The organism is Nitratireductor sp. L15S-10, from assembly GCF_045011005.1.
Lineage (GTDB): Bacteria > Pseudomonadota > Alphaproteobacteria > Rhizobiales > Rhizobiaceae > Nitratireductor.
Window position 1 is genome coordinate 339,589 of the sequence record NZ_CP120674.1, and the last position, 24,722, is coordinate 364,310.

General features: G+C 60.2%; 23 protein-coding genes. 16 read left to right on the plus strand and 7 right to left on the minus strand.

Annotated elements, in window-relative coordinates:
- Positions 1-14: 14 nt before the first annotated feature.
- From P2W41_RS01645 to P2W41_RS01655, 3 genes are all read left to right on the plus strand, one after another.
- A complete protein-coding gene (locus tag P2W41_RS01645; RefSeq protein WP_404934123.1) occupies positions 15-2,168 on the plus strand; it encodes a thiamine pyrophosphate-dependent enzyme in 2,154 nt (717 codons plus the stop codon).
- A 10-nt stretch (positions 2,169-2,178) separates the two neighbouring features.
- Positions 2,179-3,720, plus strand: coding sequence for an indolepyruvate oxidoreductase subunit beta family protein (locus P2W41_RS01650; RefSeq protein WP_404934124.1), 1,542 nt, complete (start codon positions 2,179-2,181; stop codon positions 3,718-3,720).
- Positions 3,721-3,906: 186 nt separating this feature from the next.
- Positions 3,907-5,130 carry an argininosuccinate synthase gene (locus P2W41_RS01655; RefSeq protein ID WP_229449462.1) on the plus strand — a complete coding sequence of 408 codons (1,224 nt, stop codon included), beginning with the start codon at positions 3,907-3,909 and terminating at the stop codon, positions 5,128-5,130.
- Positions 5,131-5,298: 168 nt separating this feature from the next.
- On the opposite strand, the gene P2W41_RS01660 is transcribed toward P2W41_RS01655, so the two are convergent.
- Positions 5,299-6,114 carry a lytic transglycosylase domain-containing protein gene (locus P2W41_RS01660; protein ID WP_292898239.1) on the minus strand — a complete coding sequence of 272 codons (816 nt, stop codon included), beginning with the start codon at positions 6,112-6,114 and terminating at the stop codon, positions 5,299-5,301.
- A gap of 213 nt (positions 6,115-6,327) precedes the next feature.
- On the opposite strand from P2W41_RS01660, the gene P2W41_RS01665 reads away from it, so the two are divergent.
- From P2W41_RS01665 to rpsP, 5 genes are all read left to right on the plus strand, one after another.
- Positions 6,328-6,951 carry a DUF1236 domain-containing protein gene (locus tag P2W41_RS01665; protein ID WP_292898238.1) on the plus strand — a complete coding sequence of 208 codons (624 nt, stop codon included), beginning with the start codon at positions 6,328-6,330 and terminating at the stop codon, positions 6,949-6,951.
- A 954-nt stretch (positions 6,952-7,905) separates the two neighbouring features.
- Entirely contained in the window at positions 7,906-9,474 is a 1,569-nt protein-coding gene (gene ffh, locus P2W41_RS01670; RefSeq protein ID WP_404934125.1) for a signal recognition particle protein, read from the plus strand.
- A gap of 9 nt (positions 9,475-9,483) precedes the next feature.
- Positions 9,484-9,816: a chorismate mutase gene (locus P2W41_RS01675; protein WP_292898236.1), complete on the plus strand. Its 333-nt coding sequence runs from the start codon at positions 9,484-9,486 to the stop codon at positions 9,814-9,816.
- Positions 9,817-9,818: 2 nt separating this feature from the next.
- A complete protein-coding gene (locus tag P2W41_RS01680) occupies positions 9,819-10,322 on the plus strand; it encodes a GNAT family N-acetyltransferase (protein ID WP_404934126.1) in 504 nt (167 codons plus the stop codon).
- A gap of 25 nt (positions 10,323-10,347) precedes the next feature.
- Positions 10,348-10,758, plus strand: coding sequence for a 30S ribosomal protein S16 (rpsP, locus tag P2W41_RS01685; RefSeq protein WP_292898234.1), 411 nt, complete (start codon positions 10,348-10,350; stop codon positions 10,756-10,758).
- A gap of 240 nt (positions 10,759-10,998) precedes the next feature.
- Here rpsP and P2W41_RS01690 read toward each other — a convergent pair whose 3' ends face one another.
- From P2W41_RS01690 to leuD, 5 genes are all read right to left on the minus strand, one after another.
- Positions 10,999-12,033 carry an aspartate-semialdehyde dehydrogenase gene (locus tag P2W41_RS01690; RefSeq protein WP_292898233.1) on the minus strand — a complete coding sequence of 345 codons (1,035 nt, stop codon included), beginning with the start codon at positions 12,031-12,033 and terminating at the stop codon, positions 10,999-11,001.
- Positions 12,034-12,141: 108 nt separating this feature from the next.
- Positions 12,142-12,339, minus strand: coding sequence for a hypothetical protein (locus P2W41_RS01695; RefSeq protein WP_404934127.1), 198 nt, complete (start codon positions 12,337-12,339; stop codon positions 12,142-12,144).
- 18 nt (positions 12,340-12,357) lie between these two features.
- A complete protein-coding gene (gene leuB / locus P2W41_RS01700; protein ID WP_404934128.1) occupies positions 12,358-13,467 on the minus strand; it encodes a 3-isopropylmalate dehydrogenase in 1,110 nt (369 codons plus the stop codon).
- 36 nt (positions 13,468-13,503) lie between these two features.
- The gene (locus P2W41_RS01705) at positions 13,504-13,956 is read right to left on the minus strand and encodes a RidA family protein (protein WP_404934129.1); all 453 of its coding nucleotides are present in this window, start codon (positions 13,954-13,956) and stop codon (positions 13,504-13,506) included.
- On the minus strand, positions 13,953-14,558 hold the full coding sequence (leuD, locus tag P2W41_RS01710; RefSeq protein ID WP_404934130.1) for a 3-isopropylmalate dehydratase small subunit: 606 nt from the start codon (positions 14,556-14,558) through the stop codon (positions 13,953-13,955). The genes P2W41_RS01705 and leuD overlap by 4 nt, the downstream gene beginning before the upstream one ends.
- 277 nt (positions 14,559-14,835) lie before the next feature.
- Between leuD and P2W41_RS01715 the strand changes: the two genes are divergently transcribed.
- Complete coding sequence (locus P2W41_RS01715) at positions 14,836-15,741, plus strand: CoA ester lyase (RefSeq protein ID WP_292898229.1); 906 nt, start codon at positions 14,836-14,838, stop codon at positions 15,739-15,741.
- Complete coding sequence (locus P2W41_RS01720; RefSeq protein ID WP_292898228.1) at positions 15,738-15,944, plus strand: DUF1737 domain-containing protein; 207 nt, start codon at positions 15,738-15,740, stop codon at positions 15,942-15,944. Before P2W41_RS01715 ends, P2W41_RS01720 begins: the two co-directional genes overlap by 4 nt.
- Before the next feature lie 2 nt (positions 15,945-15,946).
- Here P2W41_RS01720 and P2W41_RS01725 read toward each other — a convergent pair whose 3' ends face one another.
- Positions 15,947-16,369 carry a metallopeptidase family protein gene (locus P2W41_RS01725; protein ID WP_229449475.1) on the minus strand — a complete coding sequence of 141 codons (423 nt, stop codon included), beginning with the start codon at positions 16,367-16,369 and terminating at the stop codon, positions 15,947-15,949.
- 176 nt (positions 16,370-16,545) lie between these two features.
- Here P2W41_RS01725 and ybgF point away from each other — a divergent pair, with 176 nt between their 5' ends.
- The 6 genes from ybgF (at position 16,546) to P2W41_RS01755 (ending at position 24,681) form a co-directional block, all read left to right on the plus strand.
- A complete protein-coding gene (gene ybgF, locus P2W41_RS01730) occupies positions 16,546-17,499 on the plus strand; it encodes a tol-pal system protein YbgF (RefSeq protein WP_404934131.1) in 954 nt (317 codons plus the stop codon).
- 8 nt (positions 17,500-17,507) lie between these two features.
- Positions 17,508-18,800, plus strand: coding sequence for a tRNA lysidine(34) synthetase TilS (tilS, locus tag P2W41_RS01735; RefSeq protein WP_404934132.1), 1,293 nt, complete (start codon positions 17,508-17,510; stop codon positions 18,798-18,800).
- A 144-nt stretch (positions 18,801-18,944) separates the two neighbouring features.
- Positions 18,945-20,885, plus strand: a complete 1,941-nt coding sequence (gene ftsH / locus P2W41_RS01740; RefSeq protein WP_292898225.1) for an ATP-dependent zinc metalloprotease FtsH — start codon at positions 18,945-18,947, stop codon at positions 20,883-20,885.
- 288 nt (positions 20,886-21,173) lie between these two features.
- Positions 21,174-22,526 (plus strand): phosphoglucosamine mutase, encoded by a 1,353-nt coding sequence (glmM, locus tag P2W41_RS01745; protein WP_223022176.1) that lies wholly within the window; start codon positions 21,174-21,176, stop codon positions 22,524-22,526.
- Between the two features lie 266 nt (positions 22,527-22,792).
- On the plus strand, positions 22,793-23,656 hold the full coding sequence (locus P2W41_RS01750; RefSeq protein WP_404934133.1) for an outer membrane protein: 864 nt from the start codon (positions 22,793-22,795) through the stop codon (positions 23,654-23,656).
- A gap of 185 nt (positions 23,657-23,841) precedes the next feature.
- On the plus strand, positions 23,842-24,681 hold the full coding sequence (locus P2W41_RS01755; RefSeq protein WP_404934134.1) for an outer membrane protein: 840 nt from the start codon (positions 23,842-23,844) through the stop codon (positions 24,679-24,681).
- The last annotated feature ends 41 nt before the right edge of the window (positions 24,682-24,722 follow it).

A 24,722-nucleotide genomic window follows, 5' to 3' on the forward strand; every position in this document is an offset into this window, starting at 1 on the left:
CGGGAGACTGGATTATGGCTGAACGTTCGTTTGTGAAAGAGGTCCAGAAGCTCAGGCTCGGGGCCGGTGAAACCTTTCACGGCGAAGGGATCCTCGCCATCACCAAGGCGCTTTTGCAATGCGGTGTGGGCTATGTCGGCGGCTATCAGGGCGCGCCGATCAGCCATCTTATGGACGTTCTTGCTGATGCCCAGGACATTCTCGGTGAACTCGGCGTCCATTTCGAGGCCAGTGCCTCGGAAGCCACCGCAACCGCCATGCTGGCGGCTTCCGTCCATTATCCCATTCGCGGCGCCTGCACGTTCAAGTCGGCGGTTGGTCTCAATGTGGCGTCCGACGCCCTTGCCAATCTTGCTTCAGGCGGTGTGACGGGTGGTGCACTCATCATCGTCGGCGAGGATTATGGCGAAGGTTCCTCCATCATGCAGGAGCGCAGCCATCCCTTCGCCATGAAGAGCCAGGTCTGGCTCCTCGACCCACGACCCAATCTGCCTTCCATCGTCAAGGCGGTGGAAGACGGGTTCGAGCTGTCGGAGGTTTCGAACACTCCGGTCATGCTGATGGTGCGCATCCGAAGCTGCCACGTGACCGGAAGTTTTGAGACGAAAGACAACAAGCGCCCGGAGATGACGGTGGCTGATGCGCTGGAAAACCCGCGCCGCGACACCAACCGCATCGTGCTGCCGCCCGCTTCCTTCCTGCATGAGAAGGAGAAGGTGGAAAAGCGCATGCCGGCTGCGGTGGATTTCATCCGCTCGCGCCAGATCAACGAATTTTTCGGGCCAGAGCGGGGCAAGGCCGGCATCATCCTTCAGGGTGGCATGTACAACAGCGTCATCCGGGCGCTTCAGCGCATCGGCCTTGCCGATGTCTATGGTGAGACCGATGTGCCGCTCTATGTGCTCAACGCGGTCTATCCGCTCATCGATGACGAGGTGATTGACTTCTGCGAGGACAAGGAATCTGTCCTGATCGTGGAGGAAGGGCAGCCCAACTATCTGGAGCAGGCGATCGCCTCGATGATGCACAAGAAGGGTGTCGACACGCGCATTCTCGGCAAGGATATTCTGCCCATGGCGGGTGAATATACCGGCCAGGTCATGCTCGACGGCATCAGCGCCTATCTGCGTGCCAATGCGCCGGAGCTTCTGGCGGCCCAGGTGCTGGCCCCCAATGCACCAGGCGAAAACACGCTGGCAGCAGATCTCGCCAAAGTAGTGCCGGGGAGACCGCCGGGCTTCTGCACCGGATGCCCCGAGCGGCCGATCTTTGCCGCTACCAAATTGATCGAACAGGAGCTCGGGCCACACCACATTTCATCGGATATCGGCTGTCATCTGTTCTCGATCATGCCGCCCTTCGAGCTTGGCGCGACAACGATGGGCTATGGGCTTGGGCCGGCATCTGCATCCGCATTCAATTCGCCAGACGCCAAACGGCGCTCGATCTCCTTCGTTGGCGATGGCGGTTTCTGGCACAACGGCCTGACCTCCTCGATCGGCAATGCGGTCTTCAACGAGAATGACGGTGTCATTGTCGTGGTCGACAATTTCTATTCGGCGGCGACCGGCGGGCAGGACATTCTCTCCTCTCGTGCCGACAATCCCACCAAGTCTACGAAACATCCGATCACCGATGCGGTGAAGGGGATGGGCGTGAGATGGGTCCGGCACATCGACCGCACCTATGACGTAACGAAGGTGCGCGCGGCGCTGCGTGAGGCGCTGACGACCAAGGAGAAGGGGCCGAAGGTGATCGTGGCCTCTTCCGAATGCATGCTCAACCGCCAGCGCCGCGAAAAGCCCCTGACCGCCAAAGCGATCTCCGGCGGCGAGCGGGTGGTGAAACCGCGTTTCGGTGTCGATGAGGATGTCTGTACGGGCGATCACGCCTGCATGCGCCTTTCAGGCTGTCCGTCGCTCTCCGTCAAGAAGCTGGACGATCCGCTGCGGGACGACCCGGTGGCCTCAATCGACCACACCTGTGTAGGGTGCGGTAATTGCGGCGAGGTGGCGGACGCGGCGGTTCTGTGCCCGTCCTTCTATCGCGCGGATGTGGTTCACAATCCGGGCTGGTGGGACCGTTTTACCGACAGGGTGCGCCGTGGGGTGACAGGCTTCCTGCAATCCCGTCGTGAAAAGCGGCGCCTGACATTCGCCGACGCTTGAGGGATCGATCATGGCCAAGCGTATGAAAGCAAAAGAAGACCAGAAAATCATCAAGCTCGCCATTCTCGCCGTGGGCGGACAGGGCGGTGGTGTTCTCACCAACTGGATCACCGATGTGGCAGAGCGCAATGGCTATCTCGCTCAGGCGACCTCCGTTGCGGGCGTGGCGCAGCGCACGGGTGCGACGATCTACTATGTGGAAATGTGCCCTGATACGGGACGCCGTCCGGTTTTCTCCCTGGCCCCTGCGCAGGGCGATATCGACATTCTGATTGCGGCGGAGCTCATGGAGGCGGGGCGTGCGGTGATGCGCGGTTTCGTGACGCCCGACCGCACGACGCTGATTGCTTCTGCGCACCGCATTGCCGCCGTTTCGGAAAAGATCGAGCCCGGCGACGGGCGGGCGGATTCGCCCACCGTTCACCGAAACGCGCGCGAGGCGGCGAGCCGCTACATCTGCTTCGATATGGAAAAGGTGGCCGTGGAAGCCGGCTCCGTCATTTCATCGAGCCTGTTCGGGGCGCTGGCCGGTTCCGGTGCCCTGCCATTTCCGCGCGAAAGCTACGAGAAGACCATCGAGGCGTCCGGGCGCGGGGTGAAAGCCAGCCTTGCCGCATTCGGCAGGGCATACGATCTCACCGTGTCCGGTGCGCGTGTGGAAGAAGGCCGCCCGGACGCTGCACCGGCTTCAAAGCAGATCACTGTGGACGGACCGCAGAGGCTTGTGGCGCGCTGGAACGCGCTGTCCGCCCGTGCAGAGGCCTATCCCGAACCTGTGAGGAGCATGGCGCTTGCCGGGTTGCGCAAGGTGGTCGACTATCAGGACCTGGCTTATGGCGCGGAGTATCTCGACCGGCTGGACAAGGCACTGGCAGCGGACAGTGCGGAAAAGAGTTATGCGTTGGGAGAAGCGGCGGCAAAGCATGTGGCAAACGCCATGTGCTATGACGACATTCTACGCGTTGCCGATCTCAAAACGCGAACTGCACGCGCTGAACGCATCCGCACGGAAATGAAGGTCGGTGAAGCCAATGTGCTCCAGGTGACCGAGTTCTTTCACCCGCGCGTGGAAGAATTCTGTGGCACGCTGCCGGCGGGGCTTGGCCGTTTCATCGAAAACCGGCCGGGACTTGCCCGCTGGGTCGACCGGCGCATCAATCGCGGAAGGCGGATCCGGACCGACAGCCTGTTCGGCTTCGGCGCTCTCTGGTTGATCGGAACGCTGCGGCCATGGCGCCGGTCGCTGCTGCGTCACCAGGTGGAAGAAGCGCATCTGGAGCGATGGTACGCGCTGGCGCTTGATACGGCACAGCGCGACTATGCGCTGGCGGTTGAGATTCTCAATTGTCGCCGGCTCATCAAGGGTTACAGCGACACGCATGTGCGCGCGCATTCCAAATTCGACCGCGTGCTCTCCGGTCTGCCCCTGCTGGAGGGCCGCGACGATGCGGCAGACTGGTTGCGGCGGCTGCGCGAAGCCGCCCTCAAGGACGAGAAGGGCGAGTTGCTCGATGGGGCGCTTAAGACAGTGGAGACACTGAAGGCGGCCTGATTTTCCCTGGCGGAGGGGGCCCGGGCCATGCCGGAAACGGTGTGGCCCTTTTCATGTCCAGATTTCGGCATTTGCGGGGACTGGCCTTGCCCGCGCCGCCATTCCTGATATTAGTCGCCTCGACTTCCAAGGCTCCGGCGTGCGGAGCCGGCCGGCCATGCCGAACCTCTCATACCGGGAAAGACCATGACGAAACTCAAAGACGTGAAAAAGGTCGTTCTTGCCTATTCGGGCGGCCTCGATACCTCGATCATCCTCAAATGGCTGCAGACGGAGCTGGGCGCGGAAGTGGTGACCTTCACCGCCGATCTCGGCCAGGGCGATGAGCTGGAGCCGGCGCGCAAGAAAGCCGAGATGCTCGGCATCAAGGAAATCTACATCGAGGATGTGCGTGAGGAATTCGTGCGCGATTTCGTGTTCCCGATGTTCCGCGCCAATGCCGTTTATGAGGGCGTCTATCTTCTGGGTACGTCGATTGCCCGTCCGTTGATCTCCAAGCGTCTGGTGGAGATCGCCGCCGAAACCGGGGCGGATGCCATCGCGCACGGTGCGACCGGCAAGGGCAACGACCAGGTGCGCTTCGAGCTTTCCGCCTATGCCCTCAACCCGGACATCAAGGTGATCGCGCCGTGGCGCGACTGGGAGTTCAAGTCCCGCACCGATCTCATCAATTTCGCCGAGGCGCATCAGATCCCGGTGCCCAAGGACAAGCAGGGTGAGGCACCGTTCTCCGTCGATGCAAATCTTCTGCACTCCTCCTCGGAAGGCAAGGTGCTTGAAGATCCGTGGATCGAGCCGCCGGAATATGTTCACCAGCGCAGCGTTTCGCCGATGGATGCGCCCGACGAGCCGACCGAGATTACCATCTCCTTCAAGGCGGGCGACGCCGTGGCCATCAATGGCGAGGCGCTTTCGCCGGCAACGCTGCTCAAGGCGCTGAACGATCTTGGCCGCGACAATGGCATTGGCCGCCTCGACCTCGTCGAAAACCGCTTCGTGGGCATGAAGTCTCGCGGTGTCTACGAGACACCTGGCGGTACCATTCTCCTTGCGGCCCACCGGGCCATGGAGTCCGTCACGCTCGACCGCGGTGCAGCGCATCTGAAAGACGAACTGATGCCGCGTTATGCGGAGCTGATCTACAATGGCTTCTGGTTCTCGCCCGAACGCGAAATGCTGCAGGCGGCCATCGACAAGAGCCAGGAGGACGTGGAAGGCGAAGTGCGTCTGAAACTCTACAAGGGCAATGTGATCGTGACCGGTCGCAAATCCGACAAGTCGCTCTATTCCGACGCTCTGGTCACCTTTGAAGACGATCAGGGGGCCTACGATCAGAAGGACGCAGCCGGCTTCATCAAGCTGAACGCCCTGCGCCTGCGCACTCTGGCAGCGAGAAAGCGCGGCCGTTGATCACTCCAGCGTTTCGATAATAAAAAAGCCGGCAACGCAGCCGGCTTTTTTGTGAGTTGAGCAGCAGGGGGCAGGATTTGGCGCCTGTCGGCCCTTCGCTATTGCTCCGGGCGTTCGTGGCTCAAAAAGCCAAATCGCAGGCTTTTCGCCCGCTTTGCGGGACGCTCCTTACCCATCTATCTCCTTGGCCATGATGGCGATGGCCTGCTGATAAACGCTTGCAGCGTTCCAGCCCTGGATAGCACGGAAATTCGGCTGGCCGGGTTGATAGCCAGCGCCGCGCTGCCAGCCATGAGCCCGCAGGAAGTTTGCGGTGGAGGCGAGCGCGTCAGCGCTGGAGCGGATCATGTCGACGCGACCGTTGCCGTCACCGTCGACACCATATTTGAGAGCGTTGCCTGGAAGAAACTGGGTCTGGCCGATCTCGCCATGAGCGGCGCCCCGAGCGTCAGGGTGCAGCATTCCACGGTCCACCATGGTCAGTGCGCCATAGAGGTGGCCTGTAAAGAAGTCGGAGCGACGGCAATCATAGGCGAGCGTGGCAACCGCTGAAACGATATTCTGATTTCCGAGAAATCCGCCAAATCCCGTTTCCATGCCCCATATAGCAATCAGCGGTCCGGCAGGAACGCCGTAGCGCTTTTCGATATTGGCGAAGAGACGAGCATATTTCTTCTTCATCCCCTTACCGCGCGATATGATTGCGTTCGAACCCCGCTTCTGCATGAACGAATTCAGCGATAGCTTGAAGCTCTTCTGTCCGCGATCCGCAGCGATGGTCTTGCTGGCGTACCGGGTCTTCGCCAGCGCGTTGAGGCCTCGCTGGCCGATACCGCGTGACGCCGCTTCCTGGCTGAACTGCGCCTTCCAGGTTTCGAATCCCCCGGCGTTGTTTCCACACTGCGCGGCGGAAGCATGCCCCGCCATGAGAAGTGAGGCGCTAACCGCAGCGGCCAGGACCACCGCTCTTCCCCCGAAAGCCATGTTGCTCTCCTTAAGATAAATGATGGCTATATAATGTGATGTTGCCAGCGATTACACAACATGTCGGCGGTCGCAAGCGTTGAGTTTCCTAGCATAACGGTCATTACCGAACCCTTTCGCGGCGAGAATCATCTCGTTTGCGGTCGTCTCTCTCGGAACTCATCGCGGTCCGGTCCGTTTTGAGCCCCAGTTGAAACCGACTGGAGACAAGCCATGAACACGATGCTTCTCAAAGGTGCAGCCGCAGGAGCGGCGCTTTTGGCCTTGACCGGTGTTGCCGGTGCGGAGGTGCTTGCCAGAGCAACGGCCGACCTCAACATCCGCTCGGGACCTGGTCCGCAATATCCCATTGTTGGCGTTATCGGCGTGAACGAGGAAGCCGAGATCGAAGGTTGCCGAGAAGGCAGTAAATGGTGCGCGGTCAATCATGCCGGCGTGAATGGCTGGGCATATTCGGACTATCTGACAGCGCCCTTCGGGGGCGGTGGGGACTATGTAGTGGTGACCGAACGTCCAACCGAGGCGTTGCCCCCGGTCTCCTTTGAAGCGACCTCAAGTGTCGAAGTTGAACCCCTGCGCGGAGAGTTGATTGGCCGCAAAACGGCTCTCGGCACGGTGGAACCCATTGCACCACCACCAGCGGAAGTCACGACCTATATCCAGAGCAACCGGGTTGAACCTGTATATCTGGAGGGCGAGGCAGTGGTTGGAGCCGTGGTTCCCGAAACAGTGGAAGTGCGTGAGATTCCTGACTACGAGTACCGCTACGTCTATGTGAACCAGCAGCCGGTTCTGATCGAGCCTGAGACGCGGCGCATCGTCTATGTTCTGCGTTAAACGGTAGAGTCGATCCCAGGTTATTGAACCGGCCAAGTGGGAGACTTCACGCTGCGGCGACTGTGTCGCCGCAGCGATCTTTTTTGATGGGTCGTCTTTCTGAGACTTGACGCCAGAAAACAAAGTCGGCAATTTCACTCATAATATTAGCCAGCTAATTTGTATTGCCAAGTGCATGCGGATACCAGCCCAGGCATTTTGCCGCGGATATGTGCCTTTCGCGAGGGTCGTGTGCAGAGAGCGCAGGTTCGCGGTGCGCGATATTTCAAGAACAGGAATTGTTATGACATCTCTAGACGTGGTTAGACGAGTAGGCGCATCTCCAATGGCGATGATGGCGGCTATCGTTCTCGTTTCTTCCTTCTCTCGCCCGGCTGAGGCGCGGCTTTTCGAAGGTGACACCCTGCCATTTCAATCGGGCGAGGAACACGGGAATGCATCGGCGGCGGCTGCGCCTGGGACAGTGGGTGGCGTATCCCCGTCCGGCCAATCCCCACTTTTGCCTGCAGGAGCGCCAATTGAACGACAGGTTGCATCCAGCTGGTTCATTGTCTGGCTGGCTGCGCGATACTATCCTGGCTTCTGCGAGGACCTTCCCACTCATCTCCTGGAGATGTGCGGCGAAGAGAAGCGAAAAGCGGAACTGGAGAGACGCAGATCTTCGGCAGTCAAGAATTGAACACCCGGATCTGCGGGCTCCGACGAGGCCCAGAGAACGCTCTTCTTGACTCTGGGAGCGATTTCCTGTCTACAGGCGCGAAATTCCGCGACGAGTGACAACTCCGAGCAGCCGACCAGGGCACGTTTCAACGGCAAACGATGATCCTGGAGGTCAACACCCGGCAGCGCGATGCGCCCCCGGGTGCTTTTCGGCTTTGCGCGATGTTTGAAGCCCTGGCGCGGATGCATTACCTCTCGCACAGATGAATGTGATGCGAGACATGAGGAACGCGGATGTTTGAATCGCTTCAGGAACGCCTTGGTTCCATCCTGAATGGCCTGACGGGCCGCGGTGCGCTGTCGGAGGCGGATGTCTCTGCGGCCCTGCGCGAGGTGCGCCGTGCGCTGATCGAGGCGGATGTGGCGCTTGATGTGGTGCGTTCCTTCACCGATCGCGTGCGCGAAAAGGCGGTTGGCGCTGAGGTCCTGAAATCGATCAAGCCCGGCCAGATGGTCGTCAAGATCGTTCATGACGAACTGGTCGAGATGCTGGGCACCGAGGGCGAGACGATCGACCTCAACGCGCCGGCACCCGTTGTCATCATGATGGTCGGTCTGCAGGGCTCCGGCAAGACCACCACGACTGGAAAGATCGCCAAGCGCCTGACTGAAAAGCAGGGCAAGAAGGTGTTGATGGCGTCGCTCGACACGCGCCGTCCCGCCGCACAGGAACAGCTCAAACAGATTGGCGAGCAGACCGGTGTCGCAACGCTTCCGATCATTGCCGGCCAGACACCGGTCGAGATCGCCAGGCGCGCCACACAGGCGGCAAAGCTCGGCGGTCATGACGTGGTGATCCTCGATACGGCAGGCCGTACGCATATCGACGAGCCGCTGATGGTCGAGATGGCCGACATCAAAAGCGCCTCGAACCCACACGAGATCCTGCTCGTTGCAGATTCGCTCACCGGTCAGGATGCCGTCAATCTTGCCAACAATTTCAACGACCGTGTCGGCATCACCGGCCTCGTCCTGACCCGTATGGACGGTGACGGGCGCGGTGGCGCGGCGCTCTCCATGCGCGCCGTCACGGGCAAGCCGATCAAGCTGATTGGTGTTGGCGAAAAGATGGATGCGCTCGAGGAGTTTTATCCCAAGCGCATCGCCGACCGCATTCTCGGTATGGGCGACATCGTTTCGCTGGTCGAGAAGGCCTCCGAGACCATCGACGCGGAAAAGGCCGCGGCGATGGCCAAGAAGATGCAGGCCGGCAAGTTCGACCTGAACGATCTCGCCGAGCAGCTGCGCCAGATGCAGAACATGGGTGGCATGGGCGGCATCATGGGCATGATGCCCGGCATGGGGAAGATGAAGGATCAGATGGCTGCTGCCGGTCTCGACGACAAGATGTTCGGCCGCCAGATCGCCATCATCCAGTCTATGACGCCGAAGGAGCGCGCCAATCCGGAGCTGCTCAAGCATAGCCGCAAGAAGCGCATTGCCGCCGGCTCCGGCACGGATTCGGCGCAGATCAACAAGCTCTTGAAGATGCATCGCCAGATGGCCGACATGATGAAGGCCATGGGCGGCAAGGGCCGCAAGGGCGGCATGATGCGTGGCCTGATGGGCGGCATGGCGCAGAAGATGGGGCTCGGTGGCATGGGCGCTGGCATGGGCGCTGGCATGCCCGATCTTTCGAAGATGGATCCGAAGCAGCTCGAAGCTCTGCAGAAGCAGGCAGAAGCCGCAGGCCTTGGCGGTGGTCTGCCCAAGGGCGGGCTTCCCAAAGGGTTGCCAGGAGTGCCGGGTGGCGGCTTGCCGGGGCTTCCCGGTGGACTGCCTGGCCTGCCCAAAAAGAAGTAAGGGAATGCGATGAGCGACGAAACGGATCAGGCCATGGCACAGCTTCTCGAGCTGCGCGCCTCCATCGACAATATCGATGCGGCACTCGTGCATATGCTGGCCGAGCGTTTCCGCTGTACCAAGGCCGTTGGTCACCTGAAGGCTGTTCACGATCTGCCGCCGGCTGATCCCGCTCGCGAGGAGCGCCAGATTGCGCGCCTGCGCCGGCTTGCCGACGACGCCAATCTCGATCCGGACTTTGCCGAGACGTTCCTGAACTTCATTATCCGCGAGGTGATCCGCCATCACGAGGCGATTGCCGAGGAGCACGGCAATGGCTCCAAGACCGGTGAGAAGGCCTGAGCATGACACCGGTCCTCGAAAGCGAGCGCCTGATCCTGCGCGGCTGGAAGCGGGAGGATTTTCCTGCATATGCGGCCTTTTGCGCGGATCCTGAGCGTACACGCCATATTGGTGGGCCGAAAAACGGTTTTGAGGCGTGGACAGGCTTTTCATCCATGGCTGGTGCCTGGGCGCTGAACGGCTATGGCATGTTCGCTGTTCAGCTGAAAGACACGGACGCGGTGGCCGGCTATGTGGGTTTGTGGCATCCACCACTTCTTGATGAGCCTGAGCTGGCATGGAGCCTTTATGCCGGTTTCGAGGGCAAGGGTTACGCGGTTGAGGCGGCCCGCCGTGTGCAGGTCTGGGCAGCCGAAGACCTGAAACTGCCGCCGCTTATGAGCTTCGTCCACCCGGACAATCTGGCCTCACAGGCCGTTGCAAAGAGGCTGGGTGCCGAGCCCATGTCTCCCACAGAACTGCGCGGCGAGCCGCGCCTGAGATTCCGGCACGTGTTGCCGGCCTGAAAGCCATTATCGAAAGGAAGAAACCATGGCACTGAAAATTCGTCTGGCCCGTGCGGGCTCCAAGAAGCGTCCTTACTACCACGTTGTCATCGCCGACGTGCGCAGCCCGCGTGACGGCCGTTTCATTGAGAAGGTCGGCTCCTGGAACCCTATGCTGCCCAAGGATGGCGAGCGTGTCGTTCTGAACGAAGAGCGTATCAAGCATTGGCTCGCCAACGGCGCGCTGCCGACCGACCGTGTTCTGCGCTTCCTCGATGAGGCCGGCATTGCCAAGCGCCCCGAGCGCAGCAATCCGAACAAGGCGAAGCCTGGCAAGAAGGCGCAGGAGCGTCTTGATGCCGCCAAGCAGGCCGAAGAAGACGCAAAGGCCGCTGCAGCCGAGGCCGAAGCTGCCGCCGCCGAGGCACCGGCTGAAGAGGCTGCTGCAAGCGAATAAGCTTTGCAGGCATGTCTATTGAGAATGGCGGGTCGAAAGGCCCGCTATTTTTGTTTGGTGTGCTGTTGTGATCGGTGATGGCGTTTGCCCCTCACCCTTACCTTCTCCCCGTATGCGGGGAGAAGGTGCCGGCAGGCGGATGAGGGGCGAGCGCCAACCACGACACACAAACGCGGCGCAAAAGAAAAGCGGACCCGAAGGCCCGCTTTTCTCATTCTTCGATCAAAGAACCGACTTGTCTCAGGCAGCTTCCTTCTTCGGCTGGATCAGGCCGCGTGCCACGAGAAGCTCGGCGATCTGCACCGTGTTGAGAGCAGCACCCTTGCGCAGATTATCGGAGACAACCCAAAGCGCCAGACCATTGTCGACCGTCGGGTCTTCACGCAGGCGGCTGATATAGGTGGCGTCTTCGCCGGCGCTTTCGTAAGGCGTGACGTAGCCGCCATCCTCGCGCTTGTCGATGACCTGGCAACCTGGCGCCTCGCGCAGGATCTCGCGGGCCTCGTCAGCCGTGATCGGCTTGTCGAACTCGAGGTTTACTGCTTCCGCATGGCCTATGAACACCGGCACGCGCACGCAGGTGGCCGTAAGTTTGATCTTCGGATCGAGCATCTTCTTGGTCTCGGCGACCATCTTCCACTCTTCCTTGGTAAAGCCGTCTTCCATGAAGACGTCGATATGAGGAATGCAGTTGAAGGCGATGCGCTTGGTGAACTTGTTGGTCGAGATCGGATCGGCGACGAAAACGGCGCGCGTCTGCTCGAACAGTTCATCCATGCCTTCCTTGCCCGCGCCCGAAACCGACTGATAGGTGGACACGACCACGCGCTTGATGGTTGCTGCCTCATGTAGCGGCTTCAGCGCGACCACGAGCTGTGCGGTGGAGCAGTTCGGATTGGCGATGATGTTCTTTTTGGTGAAACCCTCGACCGCGTCGGGGTTCACTTCGGGAACGATCAGCGGCACATCAGGGTCGTAGCGCCAGGCCGACGAATTGTCGATGACGACGCAGCCCTGCTTTCCGATCTTCGGCGAATACTCCTTGGACACCGTGCCGCCAGCCGACATCAGACAGATGTCAGTGTCGGAAAAGTCGTAGGACTCGAGCGCTTTAACCTTCAGCGTCTTGTCGCCATAGGAGACCTCGGTGCCGACTGAACGGCGGGAAGCAAGCGGGACGATCTCGTCTGCCGGGAAGCCGCGCTCTTCGAGGATATTGAGCATTTCGCGGCCGACATTCCCCGTGGCGCCGGCGACAGCTATCTTGAAACCCATCTGGTTTGTTACTCCTGTCTCTCTCCGCTTGGCTTTGATTTGATGGCCTGCATTCGGCAGGCATCTTCTCCCCGGCTGGGCCCGGGGAGAGAACGAGCAGCCGAGGCGTCAGACCGTTTTGGTCGTCGTTTTGGCTGTCGTTTTGGTAAAGCGGAAACCGACGCTGCCGTTCCCGGCCGCGTTCAAAAAACTTTGTGCTGATGGCGCTTCATGATGCGCGCGCATGGCAAAGGGGTCTCCGTTTCCGCGCGTTGTTTTACGCTGAATCGGGCGCAAGTCAACGAAATAGCGTGTGCGGCCAGCCATGCCGGCCGCAAAGACGCGTCAGGCGAGCGCCTTGTATCTGGCGACAATGGCGTCACCCATGGCCGTGGTTCCGACCTCGGTCATGCCGTCGGACATCAGGTCTTTCGTGCGAAGGCCGTCGTCCAGAACCGAAGCGATGGCTTTCTCCAGCCGATCCGCTTCCTCGACCATGTTGAACGAGTAACGCAGGCACATGGCGAAGGATGCGATCATGGCGATCGGGTTGGCGATGCCCTGGCCAGCGATGTCCGGTGCGGAACCGTGCACGGGCTCGTAGAGCGCCTTGCGGGAGCCGGTCTTCTCGTCCGGTGCGCCAAGTGAGGCCGAAGGCAACATGCCAAGCGAGCCGGTCAGCATGGCGGCAACGTCAGACAGCATGTCGCCGAAGAGATTGTCCGTTACGATGACGTCGAACTGCTTGGGCCAGCGTACGAGCTGCATGCCGCCCGCATCGGCCAGCATGTGCGTCAGCTCGACGTCGGAATATTTGGCCTTGTGCGTGTTGGTGACGACCTCTTTCCAGAGCACGCCCGACTTCATCACATTGTGTTTTTCCATGGAGCAGACCTTGTTGCTCCGGTTGCGGGCCAGCTCGAAGGCCACGCCGGCTATGCGCTCGATCTCGTAGGTGTCGTAGATCTGGGTGTCGATGCCACGCTTCTGGCCATTGCCGAGATCGGTGATCTCTTTCGGTTCACCGAAATAGACGCCGCCGGTCAGCTCGCGCAGGATCAGAATGTCGAGCCCTTCCACGACTTCCGGCTTGAGCGAGGAAGAGGCGGCCAGCGCCGGGTAGCAGATGGCCGGGCGCAGATTGGCAAAAAGCTCCATCTCCTTGCGCAGGCGCAGAAGGCCGGCTTCGGGACGAACCTCATAGGGCACGCCATCCCATTTGGGGCCCCCGACCGCGCCGAACAGAACGGCATCCGCCGCCATGGCCCTGTCCATGTCGGCATCGGAGATCGACTGGCCGTGCGCGTCATAGGCGCAACCGCCCACGAGGCCTTCCTCGGTCTCGAACCCGGCGTTGAAATCGGCGTTCATCATTTCGATGAGTTTCTTGACCTCGGCCATCGCCTCGGGGCCGATGCCGTCGCCGGGGAGAAGAAGGAGTTTGCGCGTTGCCATGAAAAGCCTCTCGAACTTGGGAATTCGAGGGACTTGCTAATCCGCCGCGACGGATTGCGCAAGGCTGCTGGCGTACGAAGCGGTACGGTTGCGTTTGAGTGCAGTCACTTCGATCTCAATCTTCATCTCCGGCTCGTTGAGCTGGCAGATAATCATCGTGGCAGCAGGCCGAATGCTACCGAAAGCTTCGCCAAGAATGGGGAAGACGCGGGAAACGAACGCGCGGTCGGTCACGTAGTAATTTGCACGCACCACGTCGGCGAGCTCGAAGCCGCCCTCGGTCAGCGCGGCGCTGATGGTGGAAAGGCAGTTGCGGGTCTGCTCTTCCACACTGTCGGGTATGGCCATGGTAGCATAGTCATACCCCGTGGTGCCCGATACGAAACACCAGTCTCCATCAACCACCGCGCGGCTGTAACCTGCGGTCTTCTCAAAGGGAGACCCCGTGGAGATGAGACGACGCTGGCCGCCTCTATCCTGCGGGTTCATGCCCACGGATGGCTTTCCGTGTATTTGTTCTCGAAGGTCTCGATGGCCGGGGCCTTCTCCATGGTGAGGCCGATATCATCGAGGCCGTTCAGGAGGCAGTGCCGCTTGAAGGCGTCGATCTCGAACTTCACCACGCCGCCATCCGGGCCACGGATTTCCTGCTCTTCCAGATCGACCGTGAGCGTCGCATTCGAACCACGCTGCGCGTCGTCCATCAGCATGTCCAGCTCTTCCTGGCTGACCCTGATGGGCAGGATGCCGTTCTTGAAGCAGTTGTTGTAGAAAATATCGGCGAAGCTGGTGGAAATGACACAGCGAATGCCGAAGTCGAGCAGCGCCCATGGCGCATGTTCGCGGCTCGAGCCGCAGCCGAAATTGTCGCCGGCAACGAGAATGCTGGCATTGCGGTAAGCAGGCTTGTTGAGCACGAAGTCGGGGTTCTCGGAACCGTCCTCGTTGAAACGCATTTCGGCGAAAAGCCCGGCGCCGAGGCCGGTGCGCTTGATCGTCTTGAGATAATCCTTGGGGATGATCATGTCGGTGTCGACATTTACGATCGGCATGGGCGCGGCAACGCCCGTCAGCTTGATAAACTTGTCCATGAATCCTGGTCCGTTGTCTGCGCGGCCATCATATCTGCCGCCTCTCCATACACAAGCCGGTTCCGCAAAGCAAAGCTCTCTTGTTTTTGTCCCTCAAGCGCCGGGCGGGCGCATACGCGCCCCTGGCTTTCGGCGCACAGGCGCCGGCGGCCGGTCGGCCTTGCCATCTTGCTGCGCAGAATGGAAATCTTTCTTCCGTTCGGATTGTGCAAGGAAGTTTTCCCTTGGCCAATTGTCCTGTCTTGCTTCGAATGCAGTACTGGGCCATGAAACGGATATGCAGCATCATCCAGCACAGCTTCGCCGATCCGTTCTCTACGTGCCCGCCAGCAATGAAAAGGCGCTGGCAAAAAGTGCAACGCTCGGCTGCGACGCGGTGATCTACGATCTGGAAGACGCCGTCGGGCCAGACGAAAAACTCGATGCGCGAGAGCGATTGCGAGACTTCCTGAACGGTGGAGATCGCCCGCACTGCGAGGTTGTGGTGCGCATCAATGCGCTGGAGAGTATCTGGGGGACGGAGGATCTTCTCGCTGCCCGGGCGGTTAAGCCCGATGCCATTCTCCTGCCCAAGGTGAATGGCCCCCGTGACATCCTCGACGCGGATGCCGCCCTCGATGAAACCGACGCGCCGCGCAGCCTCAAACTGTGGGCCATGATCGAGACGCCGCGCGCCGTGCTCAATCTGGGGCCGATAGCGGCACTCGGACGTGACCCGGCCGCGCGTCTCTCCTGTCTCGTCGCCGGAACGAATGACCTGGCCAGGGAAGCCGGGTTCGCCCTGACCGAAAATCGGCGCTATCTGGCCCCATTCCTGTTTCAGCTCGTCATGGCGGCGCGCGCCGGAGGAATTTCGGTGCTCGATGGCGTGACCAATGATTTTCGCGATCTCGATGCATTCGAGAGTAGTTGCACGGAAGCCCGTTCCATGGGCTTTGATGGCAAGACGCTTATCCACCCGGCACAGATCGCAAAGGCCAATGCGGTCTTTGCACCCTCGCCTGAAGCCATTGCCGAGGCCGAAGCGATCGTGTCTGCATTCGCAGACCCTGAAAACACCGGACGCGGCGTGATTTCCCTAAATGGGCGCATGGTGGAACGCCTGCATCTGGAAATGGCGCAGACACTGCTTGAGCGCGCTGGCGCCATCAGGCTGAAAGAGAGTGGGGAGACGGCCCGATGAGGCTCTATCGCTTTTTGACCGGCCCGGACGATGCAAGTTTCTGTCACAAGGTTACGGCGGCGCTCAACAAGGGCTGGCTACTGCATGGCTCACCCAGCTACGCCTATGATGCCGAGACCAAATCCATGCGGTGCGGGCAGGCGGTTTACAAGGAGGTCGAGGGACTGGAATACACGGCCGGGATGAAACTCGGGGAGTATTGAGCTCAGGCCACTGCCTCTTCAATCCGCGCCATATCGTCGTCCGTCAGGCCAAAATGGTGGCCGACTTCATGAATGAGAACGTGGTTGATGATGTCACCCAGCGTCTCCTCATTCTCGGCCCAGTAATCGAGAATGGCGCGTCTGTACAGGGTTATGCGATTGGGGCCCTCGCCCGTCGCCGGGTTCCAGCGTTCGGCGATGCCGCGACCTTCAAAAAGGCCGAGCAGGTCGAAAGGCGTCTCCAGGGCGAGATCGTCCATGATCTCCTCAGTGGGAAACTCCGCCACCTGAATGATGATTTCGCCGGTAAGTTGACGAAACTCCTCAGGGAAGTTCGCATAGGCCTCAAGCGCTAACAGCTCCATTTCCTGAAGCGAAGGCGAAAGCTGGTTTTCCCAGGCCCGTGTCTGATAGATGCGTGCCATTCCTAGTCCTTTGAGGCGCCATATAGCGGTTTATGTGACCGCTTTCGAGAGTGAAATGCGCCTTTGCGTTCGGCGTCAGATGCCAAAATTCAAAATTTGGCCGAAGTCTCGCGCCCTGATAAAGAGCAAATGGGGCGAAGAACAGCCCTGTTGTCTATTGCGAAAGCGAGAGTGGAATGTTTTTGCGAACAGTTCTCGGCGGCGTCCTCGCGTTGCCGTTTCTCATGGCGGGGCACGCTTTTGCGCTCAGCCCAGCGGCAGCGCCATCAACCGGCTTTGCCAAACAAAATGGTGGAAATGTCGTTCTTGTCCAGGCGGGCGATCCGCGGGTCAGCGGCCTGGAAGAGCAGGTCCGCGAACTTAACGGGCGTGTGGAAGAATTGAACTTCCAGATTCTGCAGATGCAGGATCAATTGCGCCGCATGCAGGAAGACAATGAGTTCCGCTTCCAGGAGCTCGAAAAGAACGGCGGATCGGGAGCCGCACCCGCAGGGGAGCTTCCCGATCAGCGCACCGAACGTTTGCCGCCTTCGGGCAACCCGGAGGGAAATCTGGAAGGCGGATCCCAAAGTGCGTCACGGGACGCGCCGACCGTGGGCGAACCACCGCGCACACTTGGGAGCGTTCGTTTCGATGCGAACGGCAATATTGTCGGCGGTGAAGTCGGCGAACCCATCGATCTCACCCGCTCGGGTGAGATTGGTCCGATCGGACAGGGTGAACAGATGGCCTCGCTCCCCTCCGCCGATGACCCGGAGGAGCTTTACAGAAATTCCTACGAGTTCATCCTTTCGGGGGACTACAAGACCGCAGAAGCCGGGTTCCGGCAGCATATTGATCGCTTTCCAGGCGATGCCCGCACACCGGACGCGCATTTCTGGCTCGGGGAGTCGCTTCTCGGCCAGGACCGCTATCGCGATGCAGCCGAGATTTTTCTGCGCGCGAGCCGTGAATACCCGAATGCCGACAAGGCGCCCGACATGCTTCTCAAGCTCGGCATCTCGCTTGCTGCGATGAACCAGCGCGACGTGGCCTGTGTCACCTATAACGAAATCGGCCAGAAATACCCTGATATCTCCACAGCGCTGCGCGAGCGCGTGAAGCAGGAACAGGCGCTCGCGGGTTGCTGAACCCGGTGATGCAGCCAGATCCGCGACAGCTTTTCGACGGTATCGCATTCTCCCGGCACGATGGTGTGGTTGCAGCGGTCTCCGGCGGTGGCGATTCCCTCGCCCTTCTTCTTCTTCTTCAGGAATTCCTCGATTTACAGGCAGATGCTCCGACCCTTACAGCCGTGACGGTCGATCACGCGCTCAGGGCGGAAGCTGCAGAAGAGGCGCGCTTTGTCGCGGCGCTTTGCGAGCACCGCGGTATCGCACACCGCACGATGGTCTGGCGCGGCGAAAAGCCGGCGACGGGCCTCTCGGTCGCGGCGCGTTCGGCACGGCTGGAGCTTCTTGCACAGGCGGCGCAGACAATCGGCGCAGGGCTTATATTCACCGGTCACACACGGGACGATCAGGCCGAGACGGTATCCATGAGAGCTGCGCGCGGCACAGGACGTGGTGGCGCCGGCATCGCCCCGGCTTCACTTCACGAAAGCGGGATCTGGTTCGTGCGACCTTTGCTTGCCTGCGGGCGAGCCGAGTTGCGCGATTATCTGGCGACACGGAACGTTCGCTGGATCGACGATCCAACCAATGACGACGTGAACTATGAGCGCGTGCGTGTGCGGCGATCGCTTACTCCTCAACTCGTGAGACGACGGGCTGCGGAGGCCAATGCTGTCGCTGCCGAGCGTCGCGCGCTTGGAATGCGCGCGGCGCGTCTAATCGACGATCATGCGCGCCGGATTGCGCCAGGGCTCTACCGCATTGATCCGATCCTTGTCGATGAAGCTGACGATGCGTCGGCGCTCTATGCCCTGCGGGTCCTGGCAGCGATGGTGGGAGGCGCTCTCCATCTGCCGGCGGAGGAGCCATCGCTGCGTGTGCTTGCCGGGCTGCGTGACAGGGTTTGCGCCACATTGTCGCGGTCCGTGATCGATCGCCGTTCGAGTGGCATCTATCTTTACCGTGAACGGCGCAACCTGCCCGCAAGAACACGTATTGTGGCGGGAATGCTCTGGGATGGACGCTACCGGCTCACCGGCGGCGACGGTCTGCACGTCGCCCCTTTTGGCGCTGTAGCAGGCGATCATCTGCCAAAGGCGGGCTCCATCCTGCCGCAGGATCTTCATTTTGCAGCGCAATTTGCCGAGCCGGCCCTGTGGCGCGGCGATGTTTGCGTCGGCGCGGCCCCTGGAGCGGACGCGGGGATCAAGGTCGGTGTGCCTGCCCCCTGGGCGAAACTGCTTCCCTCCTTCGACATCGAAGTGGCACAGGCCCTTATCCGTCTGTTGGGCGGGAAAACTGTTCTGACGCTGCCTTGAGCGCACCACATTCAAAGACGAAGCTTAACCTAAAGGTGAGCTGGTGTGGTGCTCCGGCTTGGCAAGAATGCGCCGGCTCCCTATGTTAATTCAGACCATGAAAAACGGACGATCGCCGGGCTACGGCGAGTATGCGGGACTTATATGAATCCGAATTACAGAAACTTTGCGCTCTGGGCGATTATCGCCGTCCTGCTGATTGCGCTCTTCAACCTGTTCCAGGCTCCCCAGCAGCGCGGCGCGACGCGCGATATTGCGTATTCGCAGTTTCTGGAAGAGCTTTCCTCGGGAAGCATTGAATCGGTGACGATTACCGGTGATCGCATTACCGGCACCTACACGGGCAATCGTACGCCCTTCCAGACCTATTCGCCGGGCGATCCCTCGCTTGTGCAGCGTCTTGAAGAGCGCGGTGTCACGATCAATGCCCGTCCCGAGAGCGACGGTTCCAATTCCTTCCTTGGCTATCTCGTGTCCTGGTTGCCGATGATCCTGATCCTGGGCGTGTGGATTTTCTTCATGCGTCAGATGCAGTCGGGCTCGGGCCGGGCCATGGGTTTCGGCAAATCCAAGGCGAAACTTCTTACCGAAGCGCATGGCCGCGTCACCTTCCAGGATGTGGCCGGTGTCGATGAAGCCAAGGAAGACCTCGAGGAAATTGTCGAGTTCCTGCGCGATCCGCAAAAGTTCCAGCGTCTGGGCGGCAAGATTCCGCGCGGTGTGCTGCTCGTTGGTCCTCCCGGAACAGGCAAGACGCTTCTTGCCCGCTCGGTGGCGGGTGAGGCGAATGTGCCCTTCTTCACCATTTCCGGCTCGGATTTCGTGGAAATGTTCGTCGGTGTCGGTGCGTCCCGCGTGCGCGACATGTTCGAACAGGCCAAGAAGAATGCACCCTGCATCATCTTCATCGACGAAATCGACGCGGTCGGCCGACATCGCGGTGCCGGTCTTGGCGGCGGTAACGACGAACGCGAGCAGACGCTGAACCAGCTTCTCGTCGAGATGGACGGGTTCGAAGCCAATGAAGGCATCATCCTGATTGCCGCCACCAACCGCCCCGACGTGCTCGATCCGGCGCTTCTGCGTCCTGGCCGCTTCGACCGGCAGGTCGTGGTGCCGAACCCGGATGTCGCCGGCCGAGAGAAAATCCTGAAAGTGCATGTGCGCAATGTGCCGCTTGCACCGAATGTCGACCTCAAGATTGTCGCGCGTGGCACACCTGGCTTCTCGGGCGCTGATCTTGCGAATCTCGTCAATGAGGCTGCTCTCATGGCCGCCCGGCGCAACAAGCGCCTCGTCACCATGCAGGAGTTCGAAGACGCCAAGGACAAGGTCATGATGGGTGCCGAGCGCCGCTCGCACGCCATGACCCAGGAAGAAAAGGAATTGACCGCCTATCACGAGGCCGGTCACGCCATCGTCGCACTCAACGTGCCGAAGGCTGATCCCGTCCACAAGGCGACGATCATTCCGCGTGGCCGCGCACTGGGCATGGTCATGCAGCTTCCCGAAGGCGATCGCTATTCGATGAGCTACAAGTGGATGATCTCGCGTCTGGCCATCATGATGGGTGGCCGCGTGGCCGAGGAACTCAAATTCGGCAAGGAGAATATCACCTCAGGTGCTTCCTCCGACATCGAGCAGGCCACCAAGCTTGCCCGTGCAATGGTCACCCAGTGGGGCTTCTCCGACGAACTGGGCCAGGTGGCCTATGGCGAGAACCAGGAAGAAGTGTTCCTTGGCCACTCGGTCGCGCGCCAGCAGAACATGTCGCAGGAAACACAACAGAAGATCGACAGCGAAGTGCGCCGTCTGATTGATGAAGCCTATACAACCGCCCGCGATATCCTGACGAAGAAAAAGAAGGGCTGGATCGCGATTGCCGAAGGTCTGCTCGAATATGAGACCCTTTCGGGTGATGAGATCCAGGCACTGCTTCGGGGTGAAAAGCCGTCCCGCGATGCTGGTGATGACACGCCTCCCTCCCGCGGATCGGCTGTGCCAAAGACAGGCACACGCTCCCAGGGGCAGAAAAAGGGGGGCGATGAGCCTGAAGGTGGTATGGAACCGCAGCCGCAGGGCTGAGGCTACTCTTCGCTCGACAACCATTATAGAAAAGCCGTGAACGTTGTTTCACGGCTTTTTTCTTGCGCCGTCCGCACGGCACCGGCAAATGGTCAGGCCATGAAACGGACCGGCCTGTTAATTTGCCCTTAAGTATAATTCGCAAGCAGACGTTTAGTCGAAAAGCGTTACACTGCCTCACAGAATTTGATGCAAACGAGTGCTGCTCTTGTGGCAAAGAGTGAGTGTGGGGATGCCGCTTTGACGAAAAAACCAGACAAAGTGCGCCAGACGGGCAGCAAGGGAAAAATGACAAAAAAATACTTTGGTACCGACGGGATTCGCGGACGTGCGAACCGCTTCCCGATGACGGGTGAGATCGCGATGAAGGTCGGCATGGCTGCGGGCCTTTCATTTCAGAACGGGAGCCATCGACACCGCGTGGTGCTCGGCAAGGATACGCGGCTTTCCGGCTATATGATCGAGAACGCTCTCGTGTCCGGGTTCTGCGCTGCCGGTATGGATGTGTTTCTGTTGGGACCAATACCCACGCCTGCTGTAGCCATGCTGGTGCGTTCGCTGCGCGCCGATATCGGCGTGATGATCTCGGCCTCGCACAATCCCTATTACGACAACGGCATCAAACTTTTCGGACCGGACGGCTACAAACTCTCGGACAAGATCGAGGGCCGTATCGAGGCGATGCTCGACAAGGAGGTCGAGCTGGCGCTTGCTGACAATGGCGGGCTTGGCCGTGCCAAGCGTGTCGACGGTGTTCATGATCGCTATATCGAGTTCGCAAAGCGTACCCTGCCACGCTCCATGTCCCTCTCGGGGCTGCGCATCGTGGTCGATTGCGCCAATGGTGCGGCCTATAAGGTTGCTCCCGCCGTGCTTTGGGAACTCGGCGCCGAGGTGGTGGCCATCAATGTCGAGCCGAACGGCGTCAACATCAACGAGGATTGTGGCTCCACGCATCCGCTCGGGCTTGCAAAGAAGGTTCATGAAGTTCGGGCCGATATCGGTATCGCGCTCGACGGAGATGCGGACCGCGTTGTGATCGTCGATGAGAACGGCACGGTGATCGATGGCGATCAGATCATGGCGCTCATCGCTCAGTCCTGGCACAAGGCCGGAAAGCTGCAGGGCGGTGGCGTTGTCGCGACTGTCATGTCCAATCTTGGGCTTGAGCGCTTCATGGGGGACCTGAAGCTCGATCTGCACCGCGTGAAGGTTGGCGACCGCTATGTGGTCGAACGCATGCGTGCCAACGGGCTGAATGTCGGTGGAGAGCAGTCAGGTCATGTGGTCCTCTCGGATTTTTCCACCACGGGAGACGGGCTGGTGGCGGCGCTGCAGGTTCTAGCCTGCATCAAGCGCGAGAACCGCCCGGCGAGCGAAGTCTGCAAGAAATTCGAGCCGGTTCCGCAGCTCTTGAAGAATGTGCGCATCTCCGGCGGGAAGCCACTCGAATCGGCGCCGGTCAAGTCGGCCATCGCCGAGGCCGAAGCCCGGTTGGGTGGCAAGGGGAGGCTTGTCATTCGGCCGTCCGGCACCGAGCCGCTCATTCGTGTGATGGCCGAGGCGGACGATCCGGCGCTTGTGGAAAGCGTGGTCGATGACGTTATCAATGCGATCGCCGATTCCAAGAACGCGGCCTGACGCGATAAAACAGAGACAGCAGAAAAGCCGGTGCCCAGCGCCGGCTTTCGTCATTCGTGCGCTTTCCACGAGCGCCGGATCTTTCTCCGCCTGTCCAGACACCGGCTGCCTCATCCGGGGCCAGTCATTTCACGCAGAACGTGCATGGTGAACGTGGTTAAGGCTTAGGGTTAAGGCGTATTTAACTTTTTTGCTCAAATACTCCCGTCGAGTTGCAATTTGCCACTGTGCCCAGGGGGGCGCGGCAACGCCAAGGATGGGATGTTATGTTGAAGTCTATGAAGGTCTTCGGGGCGGCCTTGCTGCTGATTGCTCCGACCGCGGGCTATGCTGCGGATCTTTATGAGCCGCCGATCATCGAAGCTCCCGAGCCTTTGCCACCCGTGATTCAGCCGGATCCGGCTCCTTCGTTTGGCGGCTGGTATATTCGCGGCGACATTGACTATCACTGGTCGAAGCTGCGGGGCACCGAATACATCACCTATGGAGACGCGCCAGGCGGCCTTCGCGGCGGAACAGCCTCCTTCGATACAACGGATCTTAAGGGCGCCATGTCGCTTGGAGCCGGTATCGGTTATCAAATCAACAGATACCTGCGCACCGACCTGACGGCGGACTACTGGTTCAAGTCCGACTTCACCGGTTCCACCTCCGGCACATGCGGGGGCAGCCCCTGCGTCTCCACGGACACGTCTGCATACAGCGCCTGGCTTTTGATGGCCAATGCCTATGTCGACCTTGGCACCTATTACGGCTTCACGCCCTATGTGGGTGCGGGTATCGGTGGCGCCTACGTCATGTGGGACGATCTGACCAATTCGATATCCGGTGGCAGCACGACAGTGCATGAGGGCTCCAGCAACTGGCGTTTCGCCTACTCGCTGATGGCCGGTACGTCCTACTGCCTCACCGAAAACCTCAATCTCGACATGGGTTATCGCTTCACGCGCGTCGCAGGCGGGCGCATGTTTGAATATGCATCCGGGGTTGCACCGGGCTTTGACGATGGCTTCAACGTGCACGAGGCGCGTGCCGGCCTGCGTTATCAGTTCGGCGGCAACTCGAACTGCGCACGGCCGCAGGTGGTCAGCTACGACCCGCCGCCGTTCGAGCCGCCGGTTTACAAATAAAATCAGCTAATTGACTTCTGATACCGCCCGGCCTCGAGCCGGGCGGTTTTTGTTTGAGCGGATGTCCTGAACAAGAGCGGTAACCCGGCATTAGCCTTAACCTCGGCTTAACCCGGATGGTTAACAATGATCTCCAACAGCGGCGGGGGCAGCGTTTATCCGTCGCATTTTGCGGAGTTCGGATTATGCGCACCATCACCCGTTTGCTTGCTTCTTCGGTATGCCTGACGCTGATTTCAATCGGCACGGCAACCGCCGCTGATTACGATCCACCCATCATCATCGACCAGGCGCCTGACGTGGTGCCGGTGGAGATTGGCAGCGGTTGGTATCTGCGCGGCGATATCGGCTATTCGCTTAAGACGGAAGCGAAGGACCCCTTCACCTACCGGACGTTTGACGGCGTCAGCTACGGGTCGGCGTCATTTGACAGCGTTTCCCTGTCCGACGATTTCACCTTCGGCATTGGTGCCGGTTATTCCTTTACCGACTGGCTTCGTGCCGATGTGACGCTGGACAGGTTTTCAGCCGACTTCAGTGGTTCGACCTCGAGCGCATCTCCCTGCCCCGGAAGCCCAGTCGGTACCACCTGTCGATCGGAAGATTCGTCTGAGGTAACCGGCTATTCCATGCTTCTGAATGGCTATGTCGATCTCGGCACTTTTGTCGGCTTCACGCCCTATGTCGGTGCTGGTGTCGGCTACACCTATCTTCGCTGGGACGACCTGTCCAACAGCTCTTACTGTGTGGGCGGCGGGTGTGCATCGCCGGCTCTGGTCGGTACGGCGACGCATTCCGGCGAGTCGGACTGGCGTTTCACCTATGCCCTGATGGCCGGCGTTTCCTACGACTTCTCCAACAATATGAAAGTCGATCTGGGCTATCGCTACCGCAACATCGATGGCGGCGATATGTTTGGTTGGGATGCAGCCACGGCCGGAGCCGGAGCAACCGGCATCCAGGGGTCCGACAGCGGCCTATCCATGCATGAAATCAGGGTTGGCCTGCGCTACGAATTGTGGTGAACCCAGACCACCAACCGGTTGAATGATATTGGCAGACCCCG

Excerpts from the sequence above, each read along its gene's own strand:
- P2W41_RS01645 (WP_404934123.1), top strand. The coding sequence starts at position 15 with ATGGCTGAACGTTCGTTTGTGAAAGAGGTCCAGAAGCTCAGGCTCGGG.
- P2W41_RS01650 (WP_404934124.1), top strand. The coding sequence starts at position 2,179 with ATGGCCAAGCGTATGAAAGCAAAAGAAGACCAGAAAATCATCAAGCTC.
- P2W41_RS01655 (WP_229449462.1), top strand. The coding sequence starts at position 3,907 with ATGACGAAACTCAAAGACGTGAAAAAGGTCGTTCTTGCCTATTCGGGC.
- P2W41_RS01660 (WP_292898239.1), bottom strand. The coding sequence starts at position 6,114 with ATGGCTTTCGGGGGAAGAGCGGTGGTCCTGGCCGCTGCGGTTAGCGCC.
- P2W41_RS01665 (WP_292898238.1), top strand. The coding sequence starts at position 6,328 with ATGAACACGATGCTTCTCAAAGGTGCAGCCGCAGGAGCGGCGCTTTTG.
- ffh (WP_404934125.1), top strand. The coding sequence starts at position 7,906 with ATGTTTGAATCGCTTCAGGAACGCCTTGGTTCCATCCTGAATGGCCTG.
- P2W41_RS01675 (WP_292898236.1), top strand. The coding sequence starts at position 9,484 with ATGAGCGACGAAACGGATCAGGCCATGGCACAGCTTCTCGAGCTGCGC.
- P2W41_RS01680 (WP_404934126.1), top strand. The coding sequence starts at position 9,819 with ATGACACCGGTCCTCGAAAGCGAGCGCCTGATCCTGCGCGGCTGGAAG.
- rpsP (WP_292898234.1), top strand. The coding sequence starts at position 10,348 with ATGGCACTGAAAATTCGTCTGGCCCGTGCGGGCTCCAAGAAGCGTCCT.
- P2W41_RS01690 (WP_292898233.1), bottom strand. The coding sequence starts at position 12,033 with ATGGGTTTCAAGATAGCTGTCGCCGGCGCCACGGGGAATGTCGGCCGC.
- P2W41_RS01695 (WP_404934127.1), bottom strand. The coding sequence starts at position 12,339 with ATGGCTGGCCGCACACGCTATTTCGTTGACTTGCGCCCGATTCAGCGT.
- leuB (WP_404934128.1), bottom strand. The coding sequence starts at position 13,467 with ATGGCAACGCGCAAACTCCTTCTTCTCCCCGGCGACGGCATCGGCCCC.
- P2W41_RS01705 (WP_404934129.1), bottom strand. The coding sequence starts at position 13,956 with ATGAACCCGCAGGATAGAGGCGGCCAGCGTCGTCTCATCTCCACGGGG.
- leuD (WP_404934130.1), bottom strand. The coding sequence starts at position 14,558 with ATGGACAAGTTTATCAAGCTGACGGGCGTTGCCGCGCCCATGCCGATC.
- P2W41_RS01715 (WP_292898229.1), top strand. The coding sequence starts at position 14,836 with ATGCAGCATCATCCAGCACAGCTTCGCCGATCCGTTCTCTACGTGCCC.
- P2W41_RS01720 (WP_292898228.1), top strand. The coding sequence starts at position 15,738 with ATGAGGCTCTATCGCTTTTTGACCGGCCCGGACGATGCAAGTTTCTGT.
- P2W41_RS01725 (WP_229449475.1), bottom strand. The coding sequence starts at position 16,369 with ATGGCACGCATCTATCAGACACGGGCCTGGGAAAACCAGCTTTCGCCT.
- ybgF (WP_404934131.1), top strand. The coding sequence starts at position 16,546 with ATGTTTTTGCGAACAGTTCTCGGCGGCGTCCTCGCGTTGCCGTTTCTC.
- tilS (WP_404934132.1), top strand. The coding sequence starts at position 17,508 with ATGCAGCCAGATCCGCGACAGCTTTTCGACGGTATCGCATTCTCCCGG.
- ftsH (WP_292898225.1), top strand. The coding sequence starts at position 18,945 with ATGAATCCGAATTACAGAAACTTTGCGCTCTGGGCGATTATCGCCGTC.
- glmM (WP_223022176.1), top strand. The coding sequence starts at position 21,174 with ATGACAAAAAAATACTTTGGTACCGACGGGATTCGCGGACGTGCGAAC.
- P2W41_RS01750 (WP_404934133.1), top strand. The coding sequence starts at position 22,793 with ATGTTGAAGTCTATGAAGGTCTTCGGGGCGGCCTTGCTGCTGATTGCT.
- P2W41_RS01755 (WP_404934134.1), top strand. The coding sequence starts at position 23,842 with ATGCGCACCATCACCCGTTTGCTTGCTTCTTCGGTATGCCTGACGCTG.